This is a genomic window from Pseudoxanthomonas sp. UC19_8 (assembly GCF_042700505.1).
Lineage (GTDB): Bacteria > Pseudomonadota > Gammaproteobacteria > Xanthomonadales > Xanthomonadaceae > Pseudoxanthomonas_A > Pseudoxanthomonas_A winnipegensis.
Genome location: NZ_CP170559.1, coordinates 4,263,046 through 4,280,558, shown reverse-complemented (window position 1 = coordinate 4,280,558; position 17,513 = coordinate 4,263,046). Strand labels below are relative to the sequence as shown.

Sequence of the window (17,513 nt, the reverse complement as noted above, 5' to 3'; positions counted from 1 at the left end):
CTCGCTCCGCTGGGGCCTTCCCCACGAACCGAACGAAGCGCAACCGAACGAAGCGCAGCGGAGTCCCCAAGCGGGGATTGCCACAAGCTCCGCTCTACAGGCAGGCCGCTGCGGGATTTGAGGAGACAGGTGCTCCCCCGTAGCGCGCGGTCAAGGATGAGGCAAGGCTTTGGGCTTGATCGTGGTGTCGCGCGGGGCGTCTTCGCGCGCGGCGGGCGGCTTCTTCGAAGCGGCATCCTCCCTGTGGTCCGGCGCGTCACGTTTTCCGGCGTCTTCCGCCGCATCGGCCGCATCGGCGGCGGCGTGGCCCTCGATCGGTTCCAGCAGTTGGAGGGGCTTGCCCTCGTAGCGGAACTCCAGCGCGTCCTGCAGCGCGCGCAGCTGGTCGACCTGGTCGCACATCGCTTCGGCCTGGGCCTCGATGGCCTCGCTGCGCGCCTCGAGCTTGGCGTCCAGTTCGTCGCCCAGGCGGTCGGCGCGCTCGTCGATCGCATCGCTGCGGCCGGTGAAGATCTGAAACAGCAGGTGGCGGGCGATGCTGCCCTTGAAGGCCTCGGCCTGGTCTTCAACGTAGCGCTCGAAGTTGCCGCCGAAGGCGTCCTGCTCCCAACGGCCCTTGCCCAGCGTGCCATCCACATAGCCATGGGCCTGGGTGCGCATGCGCGCGATCTTGCGCGCGTTGAAGGAGCTGCCGGTCATGATCTCGATCACGCCGCCCAGCGCGTCGTAGCTGAGGTCGACGACCTCGTTGGCCAGCCCGGCCACCTTCGGCATCAGCGCGCGGGCCTGGCTCTCCATCTGCCACAGCCGCTGCGCATCGGCGGCGCTGACGGGGCGCAGCTTGCGGTCCACGCTCAGCTCGCCGCCGTGGAAGAAGATCTCGCGCGGCGAGCCGCTGTCGCGGTACAGCCAGATGCCGCCGCTATCGGCCAACACGTTGAAGTCGGTCTCCAGGCCGCACTGGCGCGAGGACACGTGCGGGCGGCGGTCGTGCCGGCCTTGCTGCGCAGGTTCGGACTGGGGCTTGTCGGCAGGCGTCTGCGGCACCTTCTCGGCAGAAGCCTGGGTCTGCGGCGCCTTGTCGGCGGGCGTATTCGCCTGCTGCGCCCATGCAGCAGGCGCCAGGCATGCCAGCATCACCACCTGCCATCGCTTGCGCATCTTTTTAAACGTCCTGTCTGCCAACTGGCAGCCAGCTTCCGCGCGGCCGCCGGATGCGGGCGCGTGCCTGAAGTCACGAGGACCGATGGCGGGCATGCTTGATGGGAGCAACTGTCTCTAAGGTCAAGCCGCGGCTTCCTTGTAGAGCGGAGCTTGTGGCAATCCCCTTTTGGGGACTCCGCTGCGTTTCGACCGGATCATCGGCAAGGCCCAGCGGAGCGAGCTCCGCTCTACAGGTGGGAGCCGCCCTTGTGGCCTTTTTGGCCATTGGCGGCAAGGGGCTTTAGTGGGAAAGCCCCTCGCCGCCATGGCGGCTCCCAACCGGATCCTGTCGCCCCAGGCTGTGCCTCGGGTCAGGCGTCTTCGCCCATCGCCAGGACCAGCTGCAGGTCGTCGCGCTCGCCCTGGATGCGCAGCTGGCCCTGGGCTTCGCCGGCCAGTGCGCCGAGCCTGGCGCCGCAGTCGGCCAGGTCGGCCCACTTGAGCTGCCACACGAACGGCGTGGGACAGGCGCTGTCCAGCATCAGCCGGGAGACCGAGTCGGTCACCTCCAGGCTGACGTTGGGCACGCCGGGGATGGCATGGCGGCGACCGACCGCGTCGGGGCGCGGACTGGAGGCCAGGTGATCCAGCATGGAGGCCAGCATGGCGATGCCGGGGCGATCCCCGCGGAACATCAACGCATCCTGGCCGCGATAGCGGTTGTCGTGACGGGCTCGAAGCATGGCGCACCTTTCTCAGTGGGTGAACGACGCTGGTGGGTATTCGATGACGCTGAAGCGATGTCGCGGGTGTTGCCAAAGCACCCGACGCCAGCGCGTGCAATGTCTCTGATCGAGGGCGGGGCCTCCCAGCCCGCGTCGCGCCAGCCCCTCGCGCCCCTGCACGCGAGGGTCGCCTGCGCCACGCCGCTCCTCTCAAGGTTCATCGCACGCGCCGGTGCCGGGCGCGTCCTGCCTGGATCAAGGCGCCAAGGCTCAGGCCGCCTTGTGTTCGTAGAACTGCTCCTCCTCGGTCGAGCCGGTCAGCGCGGTCACGCTGGAGCTGCCGCCCTGGATGACGGTGGTGACGTCGTCGAAGTAGCCGGCGCCGACTTCCTGCTGGTGGCTGACGAAGGTGTAGCCCTGCTCGCGGGCCTCGAACTCCGGCTGCTGCACCTGCTCGACGTAGTGCTTCATGCCCTGGCCGCGCGCGGTAGTCGTGGGCGAACTTGAAGGTGTTGAACCAGTTGATGTGGATGCCGGCCAGGGTGATGAACTGGTACTTGTAGCCCAGCGCCGACAGCTCGTCCTGGAAGCGGGCGATGGTCGCGTCGTCCAGGTTCTTCTTCCAGTTGAACGAAGGCGAGCAGTTGTAGCTCAGCAGCTTGCCCGGGCTGGCCGCATGCACGGCCTGGGCAAACTCGCGGGCGAAGCCCAGGTCCGGGGTGCCGGTCTCGCACCACACCAGGTCGGCGTGCGGCGCATAGGCCACGCCGCGGCTGATGGCCTGTTCCAGACCGTTCCTGACGCGGTAGAAGCCCTCGCTGGTGCGCTCGCCGTTGACGAAGGGCTTGTCGTTGGGATCGAAGTCGGAGGTCAGCAGGTTGGCGGCCTCCGCATCGGTGCGGGCCAGCACGATGGTCGGCACGCCCAGCACGTCGGCGGCCAGGCGCGCGGCCTGCAGCTTCTGGATGGCCTCCTGGGTGGGCACCAGCACCTTGCCGCCCATGTGGCCGCACTTCTTCACCGCCGCCAGCTGGTCCTCGAAATGCACGCCGGCCGCGCCGGCGATGATCATGTTCTTCATCAGCTCGTAGGCGTTGAGCACGCCGCCGAAGCCGGCCTCGCCGTCGGCGACGATGGGCAGGAAGAAGTCGATCGCGTCCTGCTCGGCCAGCTTGCCGTCGCAGAGATTCTTCCACTGGATCTCGTCGGCGCGCTGGAAGGTGTTGTTGATGCGGCGGACCATGGTCGGCACCGAGTCGTAGGCATACAGCGACTGGTCGGGATACATGGTCTCGGAGGTGTTGCCGTCGGCGGCCACCTGCCAGCCGGACAGGTAGACCGCCTCCAGGCCGGCCTTGGCCTGCTGCATCGCTTGGCCGGCGCTGATGGCGCCGAAGGCGTTGACGTAGCCCTTCCTGGCCTCGCCGTTGACCAGCTTCCACAGCCGCTCGGCGCCGCGCTTGGCCAGGGTGTGCTCGGGCTGCACGCTGCCGCGCAGGCGCACCACGTCGGCGGCGCTGTAGTTGCGCTTGACGCCGCTCCAGCGCGGGTTGGTGTTCCAGTCCTTCTGCAGGGCGTCGATCTGTTCCTGGCGAGTGCTCATGGTGCTTCTCCGGTCGTTGACGGATGCCCGTCGAATGGGGTGCAAGCGGAATGCGGGTAAGGGCTGGGCGGGCTTCTTCGATCCGAAGCCCGAGCCCGGCTTCAATCGATCTGCGCGTAGGCCGGCAGGGTCAGGAACTCGGCCAGCGTGTCGCTGCGCGAGAGCTGGTCCAGCAGGGCGATGGCCTGCGGCACCTTGGCCGCGCCGGGCAGCGCCGCATCGCCCAGGCGGGTGGGCAGGCGCTTGAGCGTGGTCTCCAGCAGCGCCAGGTCGATGGCGGTGCCGTCGTCCAGGTGCAGGCCGTCGGTGTGCAGCCACTGCCAGATCTGGGTGCGCGAGATCTCGGCGGTGGCCGCGTCCTCCATCAGCCAGTGGATCGGCACGCAGCCGTTGCCATCCAGCCAGGCGGCCAGGTAGCGCACGCAGACCTCGACATTGCCCTCGAACCCGGCGCGGGTGATGGTGCCGGTGGACGGGCGGATCAGGTCGTCGCGGCCGACGTGCACATCGGCGCGGGCCACGCCGTGCTGGTTGGGGCCGGGCATGTGCGCATCGAAGATCTCCATCGCCACCGGGATCAGCGCCGGGTGCGCGACCCAGGTGCCGTCGTGGCCGGCGGTGACCTCGCGCAGCTTGTCGGCGCGCACGCGGGCCATGGCCTGCTCGTTGGCCGCCGGATCGTTGTTGATCGGGATCTGCGCGGCCATGCCGCCCATGGCGTGCGCGCCGCGCCGGTGGCAGGTCTGGATCAACAGCTCCGAATAGGCCTTCAGGAACGGCTGGGTCATGGTGACCTGGCCGCGCTCGGGCAGCACGCGGTCGGGGTGGGCGCGGAAGGTCTTGATGTAGGAAAAGATGTAGTCCCAGCGGCCGCAGTTCAGGCCGACGATGCGGCTGCGCAGCGCGTACAGGATCTCGTGCATCTCGAAGGCCGCCGGCAGCGTCTCGATCAGCACGGTGACCTTCATCTGCCCCTGTGGCAGGCCCAGGGTCGCCTCGATGTGCGACAGCGCGGTCTCCCACAGCGCCGCCTCCTCCATCGACTGCAGCTTGGGCAGGTAGAAGTAGGGGCCGCGGTCCCTGGCCTGCAGCGCGCGGGCGTTGTGGAAGGCGAAGGTGGCCACGTCGAACAGGCCGCCGGCGATCGGCGCGCCATCGACCAGCACGTGCTTCTCGTCCAGATGCCAGCCGCGCGGACGCACGATCAGCACCGCCTGCTCGTCGGCCGGCTTGAGCGCGTAGCGCTTGCCCGGCTTGTCGCCGGCCGCCGGCGCCTGGAAGGTCAGGTCGCCGTCGACCGCGCCGATCAGCGCGCGCTGGCCGGTCAGCAGGTTGGCCCAGGTCGGCGAGGTCGAGTCCTCGAAGTCGGCCATGAACACCTTGGCGCCGGAGTTCAGCGCGTTGATGACCATCTTCGGGTCGGTCGGGCCGGTGATCTCCACGCGGCGGTCGGCCAGGGCGGCCGGGATCGGCGCCACGGTCCAGTCGCCCTCGCGGATCTGCGCGGTGTCGGCGCGGAAGTCCGGCAGGGCGCCGCCGTCGAACGCGGCCTGGCGGGCGGCGCGGGCGGCCAGGCGGGCCTGGCGCTCGGGCTCGATCGCCCGGTGCAGCGAGGTCAGCAGGCCCAGCAGGCCGGCCGGCAGCAGCGCGTCCTGGCCCGGGGCCCGGACCGTCAGCGCCAGGCCGGGCGTGGCGCCGCGGGCGGTGGGCGACAGGGCGAAGGCGGTGGCGGACATGGCGGTGTTCCTCGTCGTTTCAGCTGGGCCGCCACCGTGCTCCGGGGGTTAGTATTTGACAACTTAGTTTTATCAATTCAATTCATAAGTTCTGCTCATGAGAACGGATTCAGACCCATGCCAGCGAACGTAACCCCTCGTTTTTCCTATAAATCCGATCGGCTCAAACCGCTGCGCGCGTTCTGCCAGGTGGTGCGTCTGGGCTCGGTTTCGCGCGCGGCGGAGGCCTTGTTCGTCAGCCAGCCGGCCATTTCGCTGCAGCTGCAGGCGCTGGAACGGGAGTACGGGACGCGGCTGTTCGAGCGCAGCGGGCGGCGCCTGACCCCCACCCGCGAGGGCCAGCTGCTGTACGAGATGGCCCAGCCGCTGGTCGAAGGGGTGGACTCGCTGGCCTCGGATTTCCGCCACAAGGTCAGCGGGCTGGACGCCGGCGAGCTGAACATCGCCGCCAACAGCTCGACCATCCTCTACCTGCTGCCGCGGATCGTGGACGCCTTCCGCCGCGAGCACCCCGAGGTGCGCCTGACCCTGCACAACGCCATCAGCGCCGACGGCACCGACCTGCTGCGCCAGGACGCGGTGGACCTGGCGGTGGGCTCGATGGTCGACGTCGCCGCCGACCTGAGCTACGAGCCGGTCTACCGCTTCGAGCCGATGCTGATCACCCCGCACGACCACCCGCTGGCGAAGAAGGACAAGGTGACCCTGGAGGACATCTCGCCCTACGGCCTGATCCTGCCGCCGCGCCGGCAGATCACCTACCGGCTGGTGGACCTGACCTTCCAGCAGGCGCGCGTGCCGTACACCGTGGCGCTGGAGGTCGGCGGCTGGGAGGTGATCAAGCAGTACGTGGCCATGGGCATGGGCCTGTCGATCGTCAGCTCGATCTGCCTGGGCGAGGCCGACCGCGGCCGCATCACCGCGCGCTCGCTGAGCGCGTACTTCCCCTCGCGAAGCTATGGCGTGGTGGTGCGCAAGGGCAAGTACCTCTCGCCGCAGGCGCGGGCCTTCATCGCGCTGATCCGGCCGGACCTGTTCCACCCGCGCGACCACGACGAGAGCGGGCATTCGGAGCGCTGAGCGTCCTGCGGCCACGTCCCTGCACCAGCAGCCCTGCGATCAGCAGGACCGCCAGCACCAGCGAGGCGCCGCCGGTGCCCAGCTCCAGGCCGCCATGCGCGACCGGCTTGGTCAGCAGGTCGCCGAAGGTCGCACCGAACGGCCGGGTCATCACGAACGCAATCCAGAACAGCAGCACCCGGCTGACCGGCGTGAAGCGGTAGGCCAGTGCCGTGGCGGCGATCACCGCCGCGATCAGCCCGGCGCTGGCGGCGAAGCCCAGGCCGGAGGAATCGGCCAGAAAATCCCCCAGCGCCGTGCCCAGCGTGTTGCTGACCAGGATCGCCATCCAGTAGTAGCCCTCGGCCCGGCGGCTGGCGATGCGCTGCACCGACAGATGCCCCTCGCTGTGGTACCAGGCGGCCAGCACCCCGCCCAGCAGCGCCACCAGCAGCAGCGCGCCGCGCAGATAGCCCAGCCCCAGCGTGCGGTCCAGGAAGTCCGACATCGCCGTGCCCGCGGTGCTGGTGGACAGGATCACCAACCAGTACAGCCCGCGATGGAAGCCGCGCGCCCGCAGCTGCGCCAGCAGGGTCAGCGCGAACAGGCCCAGCAGCAGCAAGGCCCCGGGCCCATAGCCCAGCCCGAGCGTCATGGTGAGCCAGTCGCCGCCGGTCTCGCCCAGCGTGGTCGCCAGGATCTTGAGGATCCAGAAGCCCAGCGTGACTGCGGCGACCTTGTTGGCGACCGCCGGCGGCGTGCCGTATTCGGACATGTCCAGCCCTCGGCCTCGAGTAGGGCAGACACGGTCGCAGCCGCGCTGTCGGATTTCGGTCGCACCTCACGCCGTGGGCCAGCGGTCGCCGAGCTCCAACGCCTCCTCAGTCTCGACCGGCCGAGGCGGACGCGGCCGAGCGGATGAACGCGAGCAGGTCACGATTGAAGCGGTCCGGTTCTTCCAGGAAAGGCGCATGGCCGGACTGGGCGTAAAGCACGCTGCGGATCCGCGGATTGAGCCCTTTGGCGCGCGCGATGCTCGGCTCGGCCTTCACCAGCGCATCGCGCGCCCCGTAGAGCAGCAGCACCGGGACCTTGGCCCGGCCCAACCCGCCGGCGGCGTCGACGGTCATCGACGGGACGGCTTTTTGCATCTCCCACGACGCCAGCGCCGCATTGGCCAGCAGCAGCGAAAAGGTGTCCGCATCCGGCTGCCGGTGGAAGCACAGCCGCAGGAAGGCGCGTTCGCCCTGCAGATGGGTCTTCAGGTCCGCGGCAACCATGTCGCGATAGACCTCCGGATGCGCCACGAGCTGCTCGGGCTTGAGCTCGATCACGCCATCGACATAGACCGCACCGCCGATGGCGCCGTCGCCGTAGGCGGCGAGGTAGTTCGAGATCACCGCACCGCCCAGCGACCAGCCGACGAGCACCGGTCTGCTCGCCTTCGTGGACGCGATGACCGCCGCCAGGTCGTCGGCCCACCGGCGCCCGTCGGTGTAGACCGCGGCGTCGGTGGGCTTGCCGGACAGGCCGTGTCCTCGCAGGTCGTAGGTGATCAACCGATGGCGCTGCAGCCGGGGGTCGAGCAGTTGCTTGTCCCAGTTCAGCCGGCTGCCCAGCAGGCCGTGGATGAAGATGACCGGAGCACCGTCGGGATCGCCGGACTCCTGCACGGCCAGCGCCACGCCATCCGGCGCGGAGACGGTGTACTCCCTGTTGCGGCGAGCGCGGCCGGCGCGCCGGTCAGCAGCGCAAGCCCGACGATCAGCGCGCCGAGCGCGCGGTGAAGCCTGGACGAAAGCATGGCGAATCCTCATCGATGCCTGGGAGGCGCGCAGTCTCGAGCCTCACACTGATGTGAGAGTCAAGCGCGGCCCGTGCTAGCGTTCGCCCATGCCCAAGGCCCGTCCCCAAGCTGAACTGTCCATCGGCGAACTGGCCCGCGAGACGGGCGCCAGCCTGCGCTCGATCCGGCACTACGACGACCATCGGCTGCTGTCGTCGGTCCGCGCCGAGAACGGCTATCGCGTGTTCTCCGCCCTGGCCGTGACCCAGGTCCGGCAGATCCAGCGCCTGATCGGCGCAGGCTTCAGCCTGGCCGAGATCCGCGAGTTTCCCGATTGCATGCGGATGATCGAAGGCGCGGCGGCCTGTTCGGAGACGACCGAAGTGCAGCGCCGGCGACTGGCCTCGATCGAGCGGCAGATCGCCGAACTCGAACAGCGACGCAGCCGACTGCGCCAGATGCTGGAAAAGGGACAGCAGGCGGATCGCGATCCGGCCTAGCGGCGGGACGACTTCCCAGCGGGACGCCGCCCTGTCTTGCCCTGCTGCTCGGCCACGCGCTTGGCCAGCTTGGCCGCCGCGGTGGTCACCTCTTCCTGCAACTTCAGGTAATTGGCCAGCCGGCCGGGATCGAGCTCGCCGGCCTCGATCGCCGCCTGCACCGCGCAGCCCGGTTCGCCCTGGTGGGCACAATTGCGGAACCGGCACTGCGCAGCCAGCGCCTCGATGTCGGCGAAGCCGCCCTCGGCCAGGTCTTCCTCGCCGGTGGGCTTGAGCTCGCGCATGCCGGGGGTGTCGATCAGGCAGGCGCCGGAGGGCAGCGGGATCAGCGCGCGGTGGGTCGTGGTGTGGCGGCCGCGCGAATCGGTCTCGCGCACCGCATTGGTCTTCATCTTCTCCACGCCCAGCAGCGTGTTGGTGAGCGTGGACTTGCCCGCGCCGGAGGAGCCCACCAGCACCGCCGTGCGGCCCGGCCCGAGCCAGCCGTGCAGCTGCGCCACGCTGGCCGCGTCCTTGGCGTTGACCGTGCGCAGCGGCACGTCCTGCGCGGCCAGGTCGGCGAGCACCTCGAGCGCGTCCTCGGCGTACTCGGTGCGGTCGGCCTTGGTCAGCACCACCACCGGCTGCACGCCCCCGCCGCCGACCAGCATCAGATAGCGCTCGATGCGGCGCGGATTGAAGTCGGCGTCCAGCCCGCAGACGATGAAGACCACATCGATGTTGGCCGCGATCACCTGCTGGTGATAGTGCTCGCCGGCGGCGGCGCGCTTGATCGCCGTGCGCCGCGGCAACAGGGCGACGATGCGCTTGTCTTCCTCCACCAGCACCCAGTCGCCCACCGCGGGGCGCTCGTGCGCGGGAAAGCGCGGGCGCTGCCAGTCCGGCAGGGATTCGGGCCGCAGCGTCTGCTCGGGCAGCAGCCCGCGCGCGACCACGTAGCCGGAGCGATGCTGCTCGATCACCCGCGCCGGCCGGGCGCCGGGATGGGCCTGGATCAGCGCCCGCCACGCCGGGTCCTCGGGCGCGCCAGGCCAGGGCCAGCCAATCCGCCGCAGGTCGGCATCGTCGAAGACAGCATCGGTCATGGCGGCGATTCTACGGGGTGGCCCGTCGGCGCCGCAGGCGAGTGGCCTGGCCCGCGGCCATGGTTTCCGCTGAAACGCCCGCAGCACGGGCCATCAGGCGTATGCTTTGGTCGTTTTTTCACCTCCACGCGCCCGTGCCATGTCCTCCGCCCCCGTCAAGCCCCTCGCCATCCGTGAACGCCTGTCCGAAGTCCGCTACGAGATCCGTGGCGAGCTGGCCCGGCGAGCCCGCGAGCTGGAGGCCCAGGGCCGCAAGCTGATCAAGCTCAACATCGGCAACCCCGGCGCGTTCGGTTTCCGCGCGCCCGAGCATCTGCAGCACGCGATCGCCGACGACATGGGCCGCACCGACCCCTACACCCACCAGCAGGGCCTGCCGGCCGCGCGCGAGGCGGTGGCCGCCTACTACGCACGCCGCAACACGCCCGACGCGCATCCGGACCGGGTGTTCATCGGCAACGGCGTGTCCGAGCTGATCGACCTGTCGCTGCGCGCGCTGCTCAACCCGGGCGACGAAGTGCTGGTGCCCTCGCCCGACTATCCGCTGTGGTCGGCCGCGACCATCCTCAACGACGGCCGCCCGGTGTACTACCAGTGCGATGCGGCCAACGGCTTCCTGCCCGATCCGTCGGAGATCGAGACGCTGGTGTCCAGCCGCACCCGCGCCATCGTGCTGATCAACCCCAACAACCCCACCGGCGCGACCTACCCGCGCGAGCTGCTCAAGCGCATCGTCGCCATCGCCGCCAAGCATCAGCTGCTGCTGATGGTCGATGAGATCTACGACCAGATCCTCTACGACGGGGCCATCTTCGAGCCGCTGGCGCCGCTGGCCGGCGAGGTGCCGTGCATCACCTTCTCCGGCCTGTCCAAGGTGCATCGCGCCTGCGGCTGGCGCGTGGGCTGGGCGCTGCTGTCCGGCGACGCGCAGCGCATCACCCCGCTGCAGCACGCCATGGACCTGCTGGGCGCGCTGCGCCTGTGCGCCAACGTGCCGGGCCAGTACGCGGTGGAAGCGGCCATCAACGGTCCGGACACCATCAGCGCGCTCACCGCGCCGGGCGGCCGCCTGTACGAGACCCGCCGCGCGGTGGTTGAGGCCTGCACGGCCAGCGAGCACCTCAAGCTGTGCGCGCCGGCCGGCGCGCTGTATGCGTTCCCGGCGGTGGTGGGTGATGCGGCCAAGGGCTTCGACGACTACGCCTTCGCGCTGGAGCTGATGGAAGACGAGGGCGTGCTGGTGGTGCCTGGCTCGAGCTTCAACGTGCCCTACCGCAACCACTTCCGCGTCACCCTGCTGCCCGATGCGGTGGCCATGCGCGAGGTGTTCACGCGCATCGATCGCGCGCTGGCCAAGCGCGCGGAGGCGGCCACCAAGGTCGTGCCGCTCAAGCCCAAGTCGCGGCCGGCCGCGGCCTGAGCGCCATGGCCGGCGTGCGCCCGGCGGCGGGCAGCATCGCGCCGCACGGCCTGCGCTATCTGGCGCTGGGCGATTCCTACACCATCGGCGAGGGCGTGGCCGAAAGCGAGCGCTGGCCGGTGCAGCTGGCCCGTGCGCTGCGCGCCGACGGGCTGGGCGTGGACGATCCGCAGATCATCGCCACCACCGGCTGGACCACCGACGAGCTGCAGGCCGCGATCGATCGAGCCGCGCCGACGCCGGGCTTCGACCTGGTCACGCTGCTGATCGGGGTCAACAACCAGTATCGCGGACGTCCGCTGGACGAGTACCTGCGACAGTTCCAGGGCCTGCTGGAGCACGCCATCGCGCTGGCCGGTGGACGCGCGCGGCGCGTGGTGGTGCTGTCGATTCCGGACTGGGGCGTGACCCCGTTCGCGGCCGCCTCCGGGCGCGATGTGGCGCAGATCGCCGCGCAGATCGATGCGTTCAACCGCGAGGCCCGGCTCGCCTGCCAGCGCCGGCACGTGGCGTTCGTGGATGTCACCACCGTCAGTCGCCAGCAGGGGGCCGAAGCTGCGATGCTGATCGGCGACGGCCTGCATCCTTCCGGCGCGATGTATCGGCTGTGGATGCAGCGCGCGTTTCCCGCCGCCCGGGATGCGCTAGCCTAGCGCGCTCCCGCCCCTGCGCCGAAGGATCGACGTGAGCGAAGCCACCCGTCCCATGCCGCCCCAGCAAGCGTTGGCCATCGCCCGCGCCTTCCTGCCACGCCGGCCCTGGGGCAATCGTCACGACTACTACTACACGCGCATCAAGCTGCGCACCGATCCGCTGTATCCCGGCGTGCTGGCCGCGCTGCGCGAGGCGCCCGGCCCGGTGCTGGACCTGGGCTGCGGCCTGGGCCTGCTGGCGCATGCGCTGCGCGCGGACGGCCAGCCGCGCCGCTATCACGGCGTGGACATCGACGCGGACAAGATCGCGCGCGCCGGACGGATCGCGCGACGCAGCGGCCTGCACGACGCCCGCTTCGAGGTGGTCGACCTGGCCGGCACGCTGGCCCGAGCACCGCGGCAACGTGTGCATCCTGGACATGCTGCAGTACCTGCCCGAACACGTGCAGGCGGGCATGCTGCAGCACGCCGCGCGCATGCTCGCGCCGGACAGCAAGCTGGTGATCCGCAGCGCGCTGGGCGACGACAGCGGGCGTGGCCGCACCTCCAGGATCACCGACCTGATGGCGCACTTCACCGGCTGGATGCAGGAAGTGCCCAAGCGCTATCCCACGCGCGAAAGCCTGGAGCACCACCTGACCAGCGCCGGCCTGAGCGCCAGCTTCGTCCCGCTGTACGGCAACACGCCGTTCAACAACTGGCTGATCGTGGCCCAGCGCCGCGGTTGAGCCGGCCTGGGCGCGCTGCGCGCGCCAGGCCCTTCCACGCGGACGGCGAGGGCCGCACGCGATGCCGGCCGCTCAGAACCGCCAGGACAGGGTCAGCTCCACATCGCGCGGATCGCCGTAGATCCACTGGGTCTGATAGGTGACGTTCGCGTAGTAGTGCCGGTCGAACAGATTGCGCACATTGACCTGCGCCGACAGCGCCTGGTTGATGTCGTAGCGGGCCATCAGGCTCGCCAGCAGCACGCTGCCCTGCTCCAGCCGCAGCGTATTGCCCTGCGGACCGACGCCGCGCTCATAGAACGACGACTGCCAGTTGAACCCACCGCCGATCCGCCAGGGGCCGGTCTGCCAGGTGGTGAACACGGTGGCCTCGCGGCGCGGGCTGGTCGGGCTGACATCCTTGCCTTGCGCGTCGTCGGCGTCGAACTGCGCCCAGCCGAAGCTGATGCGCCATTGCTCGGTCAGCTCGCCATCGAGCTGGAACTCCACGCCCTGGCTGACCGTGCCGTCGGCGGCGCGATAGGCCTGATCGGTGGTGCCCGGCACCCGTTGGCCGGGATCGGCCACGGCGAAGTTGTCCTGCTCGATGCGGAACAGGGTCAGCCCGGCATTGAGCCGCCCGCCGAAATACTCGCCCTTGGCGCCGATCTCGTAGTTGTTGCCTTCCAGCGGTTCCAGGTAGCGGCCGTTGCGGTCGCGGTTGTTCTGCGGATTGAAGATGCTGGTGTAGCTGGCATACAGCGAATGATGCGCGTCCAGGTCGTAGATCAGGCCGGCATACGGCGTGGTGCGGCCGCGCTTGGCGTAGGAGCTGGCAGGCGCCAGCCGGTCGGTGTTTTTCCAGTCGCTGACGCGGGCGCCGACGATGGCCTTCAGGTCATCGGTCAGGCTGAAGCGGCCGGCGGCATAGGCGCCGACCTGGCGGATGTCGTTCTCGCTGCCCTTCTGCAGCGGCGTCCAGGCCGGCTGCGGCATGGTGCCGGTCCAGGCGTAGACGCTCTCGGCCACCAGCGGTTGCAGCGGCAGGTTGTACCAGCTGCGCGCATTGCGGTCGGTCCAGGTCGCGCCCGCGACGATCTCGTGCTCGCGCCCCCACCAGGTCAGCGGCAGGCTGACGTAGGCATCGAGGCTGTCCTGCCTTGTGTAAGTGGGGTAATCCCCGCCGTAAATGCTGTCCAGGCCCAAACCGGTGATCCGGTCCGGATAACCGTAGTAGCCGTACAGCACCGACTTCCAGTCGGTCTCGAAGCGCTGGTGCGAATACTCCACGTGCAGCTGCGCCCCGCCTTCGAAGCGATGGAGCAGCCCGGCGAACGCGTTGGTGGTATCGGCAACGCCGCGCGCCCAGCGCGGGGTGAACGAATCCGAGCGCGAGAAGCGGGTGCGCGTGCCATCGCTGAACCAGGCCGGCACGCCGCCCCAGGTGGTGCCACGGCCGTCGTTGCGCTGCTTGCTGACACCGGCGTAGCCATGGATGGCATCGCTGAAGTCCGCATCGACGATGCCGTACAGCAGGCCGGAGGTCTTGCTGTAGTAGTCGCGGAACGAATCCTTGTCCTCGTAGCTGGCCACCACGCGGCCGCGGACGTTGCCGGCCGCGTTCAACGGCGACTGCACATCGACGGTGCCGCGATAGCGATCCCAGCTGCCGGCCGAGAGGCTGGCGTTACCGGTGAACACGTCGCTGTCGGCATGCTTGCGCACCAGGTCGATGGACGCCGCCGGGCTGCCGGCGCCGGTGGTCAGGCCATTGGCGCCGCGGACGATTTCCACGCGGTCGTAGATGGCCAGGTTCTGCTGCACATCGCCGGCGTACTGGGTGGGGATGCCGTCGACCCGGTAATAGTCGATCTCGAAACCACGCGCGCTGATGTAGGTACGCTCGGTATCCCAGGTCGGCGAATTGAAGCCGGCAACCGCGTCGGTGACGTCCTGGAAGGTCTGCAGATCGCGATCGATGATCTGCTGCTGGCTGATCACCACCACCGACTGCGGCGTCTCGCGCAGCGACAACGCCAGCTTGGCCGAACTGCGCGCGAGGTCGGCGGTGTAGGAGTCGCTGCCTTCGGTGGCGTCGCCACGATGGCCCTCCACCTTGAGGCGATCCAGATCGACCGCCTCCTGGGGGGCGGACTGGGCGGCCACCAGAAGCGGCCAGGCGCAGGCGATGGCCAGCAGCGAACGGGACAGCGAACGTACGGAAACGACCTGCGCGGCGAGGCGCGCAGGGCAGCAGCGATGGGACATCGTCGAGAGCCTCGGGACCGGTGGGAGATGCCGTCGTGGACGGCAGCTGGCTGGGCATCGGGCCTTGTAGGCAAGGCGCCGCCGGTCGCTGGCTTCAGCGCGGAATGGTCCGCTCGCGTTAAAACGCTGTCAAGAATGCTTGCCGGCGCAACCGAGTCGCTCTTGGTATCAACGTGCGATCAAGGAAGCTCGGCACGCAGGCGGCGCGCGCGCAGCGCTTCCAGCACGCGCCGCAGGATCTCCACGTTGTGACCATGCGCGGCGCCCTCATGCAGCAGGACGATGGCGCCGGGCTTGAGGTCGGGGACGAGGCGCGCCAACACCTGGTCGGGCGTGCAGCGCACGCCGTCGAAGCCACGCGCGCTCCAGGCCACGCGGGTCAGGCCGTGGCGGGCGAGCACCGGCGCGATGAAGGGATTGGTGTGGCCGACCACCGAGCGGAACCAGCGCGGCGGCGCGCCGGCCAGCTCGGTCAGGCTGCGCTGGTTGGCGGCGATCTCGCGCTCGAGCGTGGCCGGCCCCAGCCGCCAGAACGCGGCCTGCGGATGGCTATCGCTGTGGTTGCCCAGGCCATGGCCGCGGCGGACGATCTCGCGCACCAGGTCGGGCCGGGCGCGGGCGCGCTCGCCGACGACGAAGAAGGTGGCCTTGGCGCCGTGGGCATCGAGCAGGTCCAGCATCGGCCGCGTGTCGTCGGAGGGGCCGTCGTCGATGGTCAGCCAGACCCGGGGCTGCGCACCTGACAGGCGCACCAGGGCCGGGCAGAACAGCTGCGAGCGCGGGTGGAAGGTGGACCACAGCACCGCGCCATGGCTGACCAGCAGCACGGCCAGGCCCAGCGGCCAGCCGACCAGCCACCACAGCGCCAGGGCGACTACTTGTGACAGCGCCAGCAGCCCCAACCTGAAGTAGGGCCTGGGCGTGGCGCGATGCTGCATTGCTTCGGGCTCCATCCCGCGCATCATGCCACGCGGGTAAAATTCCCCTCCTTTCTCGTCGTCCAAGCCGCCGGTAGCCCTCATGTCCCTCGATCCCGCCCTGCGTTCGCGCATCGATTCCCTGCTGCAGTCCAACCGCGTGGTGCTGTTCATGAAGGGCCAGCCGACCATGCCGCAGTGCGGCTTCTCGGCCAAGGCGGTCGGCGCGCTGTCCACGCTGGGCGTGGACTACGCCCACGTCAACGTGCTGGCCGACCAGGAGATCCGCGAGGGCATCAAGGTCTATGGCGACTGGCCGACGATCCCGCAGCTGTACGTCGATGGCGAGCTGGTCGGCGGCAGCGACATCATCGAGCAGATGACCAACTCCGGCGAACTGGCCGCGCTGCTGGGTGTGGCCGCGCCTGACCGCACGCCGCCGTCGATCACCGTGACCCCGGCCGCGGCCGAGATGCTGGCCAATGCCGTGGCCGACGCCGGCGGCAGCGCGGCGCTGGTGCTGTCCATCGACGCGCAGTTCCAGCCGAACTTCCAGCTGGGCCCGTTCGACGCCAACGCCATCGCCGCCGAATCCAATGGCGTGCGCATCCAGTTCGACCTGGCCAGCGCGCGCCGCGCCGAGGGCATCACCATCGACTGGGTCGACGACATCCGCGGCAAGGGCCTGGCCATCGACAACCCGAACGCGCCGCGCCCGGTCAATCAGCTCTCGGTGACCGAGGCCGCCGCCAAGGTCGCAGCCGGCGAGCTGCTGCTGGTGGATGTGCGCCCGGCCGATGAGCGCGCCATCGCCTCGGTCAACGTGCCGTTTAAGACCTTCGACGGCAACGGCCGTGCCGAGCTGGAGGCCCTGCCCAAGGACACGCAGCTCGCGTTCCTGTGCCACGCCGGCGGGCGCAGCCACCAGGCCGCCGAACAGTTCCGCGTGCTCGGCTTCTCCAACGTGCACAACGTGGCCGGCGGCATCGAGGCCTGGTCCAACGACGTCGATCCGAGCGTGCCGCGCTACTGATCCGTACGCGCGCATGGCCTACGCCACACGCCCCGCTTGGGGCGTGTTGTCGTTTGGGTGATCGATTCAAGGGAGCGGTCCTCGCCCCCTCCTGTAGAGCGGAGCTTGCTCCGCTGCGTTTCGGTCGGGTCGCGGGGAAGGCCCAGCGGAGCGAGCTCCGCTCTACAAGGCGTTTCGGTCGGATCATGGAAAAGGCCCAGCGGAGCGAGCTCCGCTCTACAAGGGGCCGCGACGTGATCGGGAGAGACTGTAGCTCGCAAGGCCCACAAGGCCACTCCCGAGACTAGAAGCCGCCGCCCGCATCCAGCCAGGCCTGCTCCTCGGGCGTGCTGGTGCGGCCCAGGGCCGCGTTGCGGTGCGGGAAGCGGCCGAAGCGCGCGATCACGGCCTGGTGCGCATGCGCGAACTCCAGGTGCTTGGCGTCGCCCAGCGACTTGAACAGCGCCACCGCCCGCGCCTGCAGCGCCGCGTTCTCGGCATGGCTGAAGGGCAGATAGAAGAACGGCCGCAGCGCCAGCTCGGTGGCCTGGTCATGGCCGGCATCGAGCGCGCGCGCGGCGTAGGCCAGGGCCAGGCCGTCGGTGGCGAAAGCGTGGCCGCTGTCGCGCCAGGCGTTGCGCGGAAACTGGTCCAGCAGCACCAGCAGCGCCAGCGCGCCTTCGGCGTTGTGCAGCCAGTCCTCATGCTCGCCGCGCGCGGCGGTGTGGTGATCGGCCAGGAACTGGGTGCGGAAGTTGGCGTCGAACGATTCGTTCTTCGCAAACCAGCGCTCCGGCCCGGCCTGGCGCCAGAACTCCACCACTTCCTGCTGCCGGCTCGGCTTGCGCTTCACCGGCATGCGCGGCGCCTCACCTGACCTGCCTCGCCTGCCTGCTTGC

Annotated in this window: 13 protein-coding genes and 3 pseudogenes; 6 read left to right on the top strand and 10 right to left on the bottom strand. The window is 69.7% G+C overall.

Features of this window, described 5'->3' with window-relative positions; all coding sequences use genetic code 11:
- Positions 1–150 precede the first annotated feature (150 nt).
- The 4 genes and pseudogenes from ACFJIT_RS18835 to aceB form a co-directional block, all read right to left on the bottom strand.
- Entirely contained in the window at positions 151–1,257 is a 1,107-nt protein-coding gene (locus tag ACFJIT_RS18835) for a DUF2884 family protein (protein WP_379654577.1), read from the bottom strand.
- Positions 1,258–1,514: 257 nt separating this feature from the next.
- Entirely contained in the window at positions 1,515–1,886 is a 372-nt protein-coding gene (locus ACFJIT_RS18830) for a hypothetical protein (protein ID WP_130525160.1), read from the bottom strand.
- Positions 1,887–2,138: 252 nt separating this feature from the next.
- A pseudogene (gene aceA / locus ACFJIT_RS18825) lies at positions 2,139–3,471 on the bottom strand (isocitrate lyase).
- A 101-nt stretch (positions 3,472–3,572) separates the two neighbouring features.
- On the bottom strand, positions 3,573–5,207 hold the full coding sequence (gene aceB / locus ACFJIT_RS18820; RefSeq protein WP_379654576.1) for a malate synthase A: 1,635 nt from the start codon (positions 5,205–5,207) through the stop codon (positions 3,573–3,575).
- Positions 5,208–5,324: 117 nt separating this feature from the next.
- Between aceB and ACFJIT_RS18815 the strand changes: the two genes are divergently transcribed.
- Entirely contained in the window at positions 5,325–6,287 is a 963-nt protein-coding gene (locus ACFJIT_RS18815) for a LysR family transcriptional regulator (protein ID WP_130521732.1), read from the top strand.
- On the opposite strand, the gene ACFJIT_RS18810 is transcribed toward ACFJIT_RS18815, so the two are convergent.
- A complete protein-coding gene (locus ACFJIT_RS18810) occupies positions 6,217–7,041 on the bottom strand; it encodes a hypothetical protein (RefSeq protein WP_379654575.1) in 825 nt (274 codons plus the stop codon). The two genes, ACFJIT_RS18815 and ACFJIT_RS18810, sit on opposite strands and share 71 nt — an antisense overlap.
- 106 nt (positions 7,042–7,147) lie before the next feature.
- Positions 7,148–8,070, bottom strand: a pseudogene (locus tag ACFJIT_RS18805) (alpha/beta fold hydrolase).
- Positions 8,071–8,159: 89 nt separating this feature from the next.
- On the opposite strand from ACFJIT_RS18805, the gene ACFJIT_RS18800 reads away from it, so the two are divergent.
- A complete protein-coding gene (locus ACFJIT_RS18800) occupies positions 8,160–8,552 on the top strand; it encodes a MerR family transcriptional regulator (protein WP_379654574.1) in 393 nt (130 codons plus the stop codon).
- Here ACFJIT_RS18800 and rsgA read toward each other — a convergent pair.
- Entirely contained in the window at positions 8,549–9,637 is a 1,089-nt protein-coding gene (gene rsgA, locus ACFJIT_RS18795) for a ribosome small subunit-dependent GTPase A (RefSeq protein WP_379654573.1), read from the bottom strand. The two genes, ACFJIT_RS18800 and rsgA, sit on opposite strands and share 4 nt — an antisense overlap.
- A 139-nt stretch (positions 9,638–9,776) precedes the next feature.
- On the opposite strand from rsgA, the gene ACFJIT_RS18790 reads away from it, so the two are divergent.
- From ACFJIT_RS18790 to ACFJIT_RS18780, 3 genes and pseudogenes are all read left to right on the top strand, one after another.
- Positions 9,777–11,057, top strand: coding sequence for a pyridoxal phosphate-dependent aminotransferase (locus ACFJIT_RS18790; RefSeq protein WP_379654572.1), 1,281 nt, complete (start codon positions 9,777–9,779; stop codon positions 11,055–11,057).
- Between the two features lie 5 nt (positions 11,058–11,062).
- On the top strand, positions 11,063–11,710 hold the full coding sequence (locus tag ACFJIT_RS18785) for an SGNH/GDSL hydrolase family protein (protein ID WP_379654571.1): 648 nt from the start codon (positions 11,063–11,065) through the stop codon (positions 11,708–11,710).
- 52 nt (positions 11,711–11,762) lie between these two features.
- Positions 11,763–12,438 (top strand): annotated as a pseudogene (locus ACFJIT_RS18780) (methyltransferase domain-containing protein).
- A gap of 72 nt (positions 12,439–12,510) precedes the next feature.
- Here ACFJIT_RS18780 and ACFJIT_RS18775 read toward each other — a convergent pair.
- Both ACFJIT_RS18775 and ACFJIT_RS18770 read right to left on the bottom strand, forming a co-directional pair.
- Positions 12,511–14,685 (bottom strand): TonB-dependent siderophore receptor, encoded by a 2,175-nt coding sequence (locus tag ACFJIT_RS18775; protein WP_379654570.1) that lies wholly within the window; start codon positions 14,683–14,685, stop codon positions 12,511–12,513.
- A gap of 179 nt (positions 14,686–14,864) precedes the next feature.
- Positions 14,865–15,647: a polysaccharide deacetylase family protein gene (locus ACFJIT_RS18770; protein WP_379655808.1), complete on the bottom strand. Its 783-nt coding sequence runs from the start codon at positions 15,645–15,647 to the stop codon at positions 14,865–14,867.
- A gap of 58 nt (positions 15,648–15,705) precedes the next feature.
- Between ACFJIT_RS18770 and grxD the strand changes: the two genes are divergently transcribed.
- Positions 15,706–16,635 carry a Grx4 family monothiol glutaredoxin gene (grxD, locus tag ACFJIT_RS18765; RefSeq protein ID WP_130535454.1) on the top strand — a complete coding sequence of 310 codons (930 nt, stop codon included), beginning with the start codon at positions 15,706–15,708 and terminating at the stop codon, positions 16,633–16,635.
- Between the two features lie 283 nt (positions 16,636–16,918).
- Here grxD and ACFJIT_RS18760 read toward each other — a convergent pair whose 3' ends face one another.
- Entirely contained in the window at positions 16,919–17,473 is a 555-nt protein-coding gene (locus tag ACFJIT_RS18760) for a DUF924 family protein (protein ID WP_379654569.1), read from the bottom strand.
- Positions 17,474–17,513: the final 40 nt, after the last annotated feature.

Excerpts from the sequence above, each read along its gene's own strand:
- aceB (WP_379654576.1), bottom strand. The coding sequence starts at position 5,207 with ATGTCCGCCACCGCCTTCGCCCTGTCGCCCACCGCCCGCGGCGCCACG.
- ACFJIT_RS18815 (WP_130521732.1), top strand. The coding sequence starts at position 5,325 with ATGCCAGCGAACGTAACCCCTCGTTTTTCCTATAAATCCGATCGGCTC.
- ACFJIT_RS18800 (WP_379654574.1), top strand. The coding sequence starts at position 8,160 with ATGCCCAAGGCCCGTCCCCAAGCTGAACTGTCCATCGGCGAACTGGCC.
- ACFJIT_RS18760 (WP_379654569.1), bottom strand. The coding sequence starts at position 17,473 with ATGCCGGTGAAGCGCAAGCCGAGCCGGCAGCAGGAAGTGGTGGAGTTC.
- ACFJIT_RS18810 (WP_379654575.1), bottom strand. The coding sequence starts at position 7,041 with ATGTCCGAATACGGCACGCCGCCGGCGGTCGCCAACAAGGTCGCCGCA.
- ACFJIT_RS18790 (WP_379654572.1), top strand. The coding sequence starts at position 9,777 with ATGTCCTCCGCCCCCGTCAAGCCCCTCGCCATCCGTGAACGCCTGTCC.
- ACFJIT_RS18775 (WP_379654570.1), bottom strand. The coding sequence starts at position 14,685 with ATGTCCCATCGCTGCTGCCCTGCGCGCCTCGCCGCGCAGGTCGTTTCC.
- ACFJIT_RS18835 (WP_379654577.1), bottom strand. The coding sequence starts at position 1,257 with ATGCCCGCCATCGGTCCTCGTGACTTCAGGCACGCGCCCGCATCCGGC.
- ACFJIT_RS18830 (WP_130525160.1), bottom strand. The coding sequence starts at position 1,886 with ATGCTTCGAGCCCGTCACGACAACCGCTATCGCGGCCAGGATGCGTTG.
- ACFJIT_RS18785 (WP_379654571.1), top strand. The coding sequence starts at position 11,063 with ATGGCCGGCGTGCGCCCGGCGGCGGGCAGCATCGCGCCGCACGGCCTG.
- ACFJIT_RS18770 (WP_379655808.1), bottom strand. The coding sequence starts at position 15,647 with ATGCGCGGGATGGAGCCCGAAGCAATGCAGCATCGCGCCACGCCCAGG.
- grxD (WP_130535454.1), top strand. The coding sequence starts at position 15,706 with ATGTCCCTCGATCCCGCCCTGCGTTCGCGCATCGATTCCCTGCTGCAG.
- rsgA (WP_379654573.1), bottom strand. The coding sequence starts at position 9,637 with ATGACCGATGCTGTCTTCGACGATGCCGACCTGCGGCGGATTGGCTGG.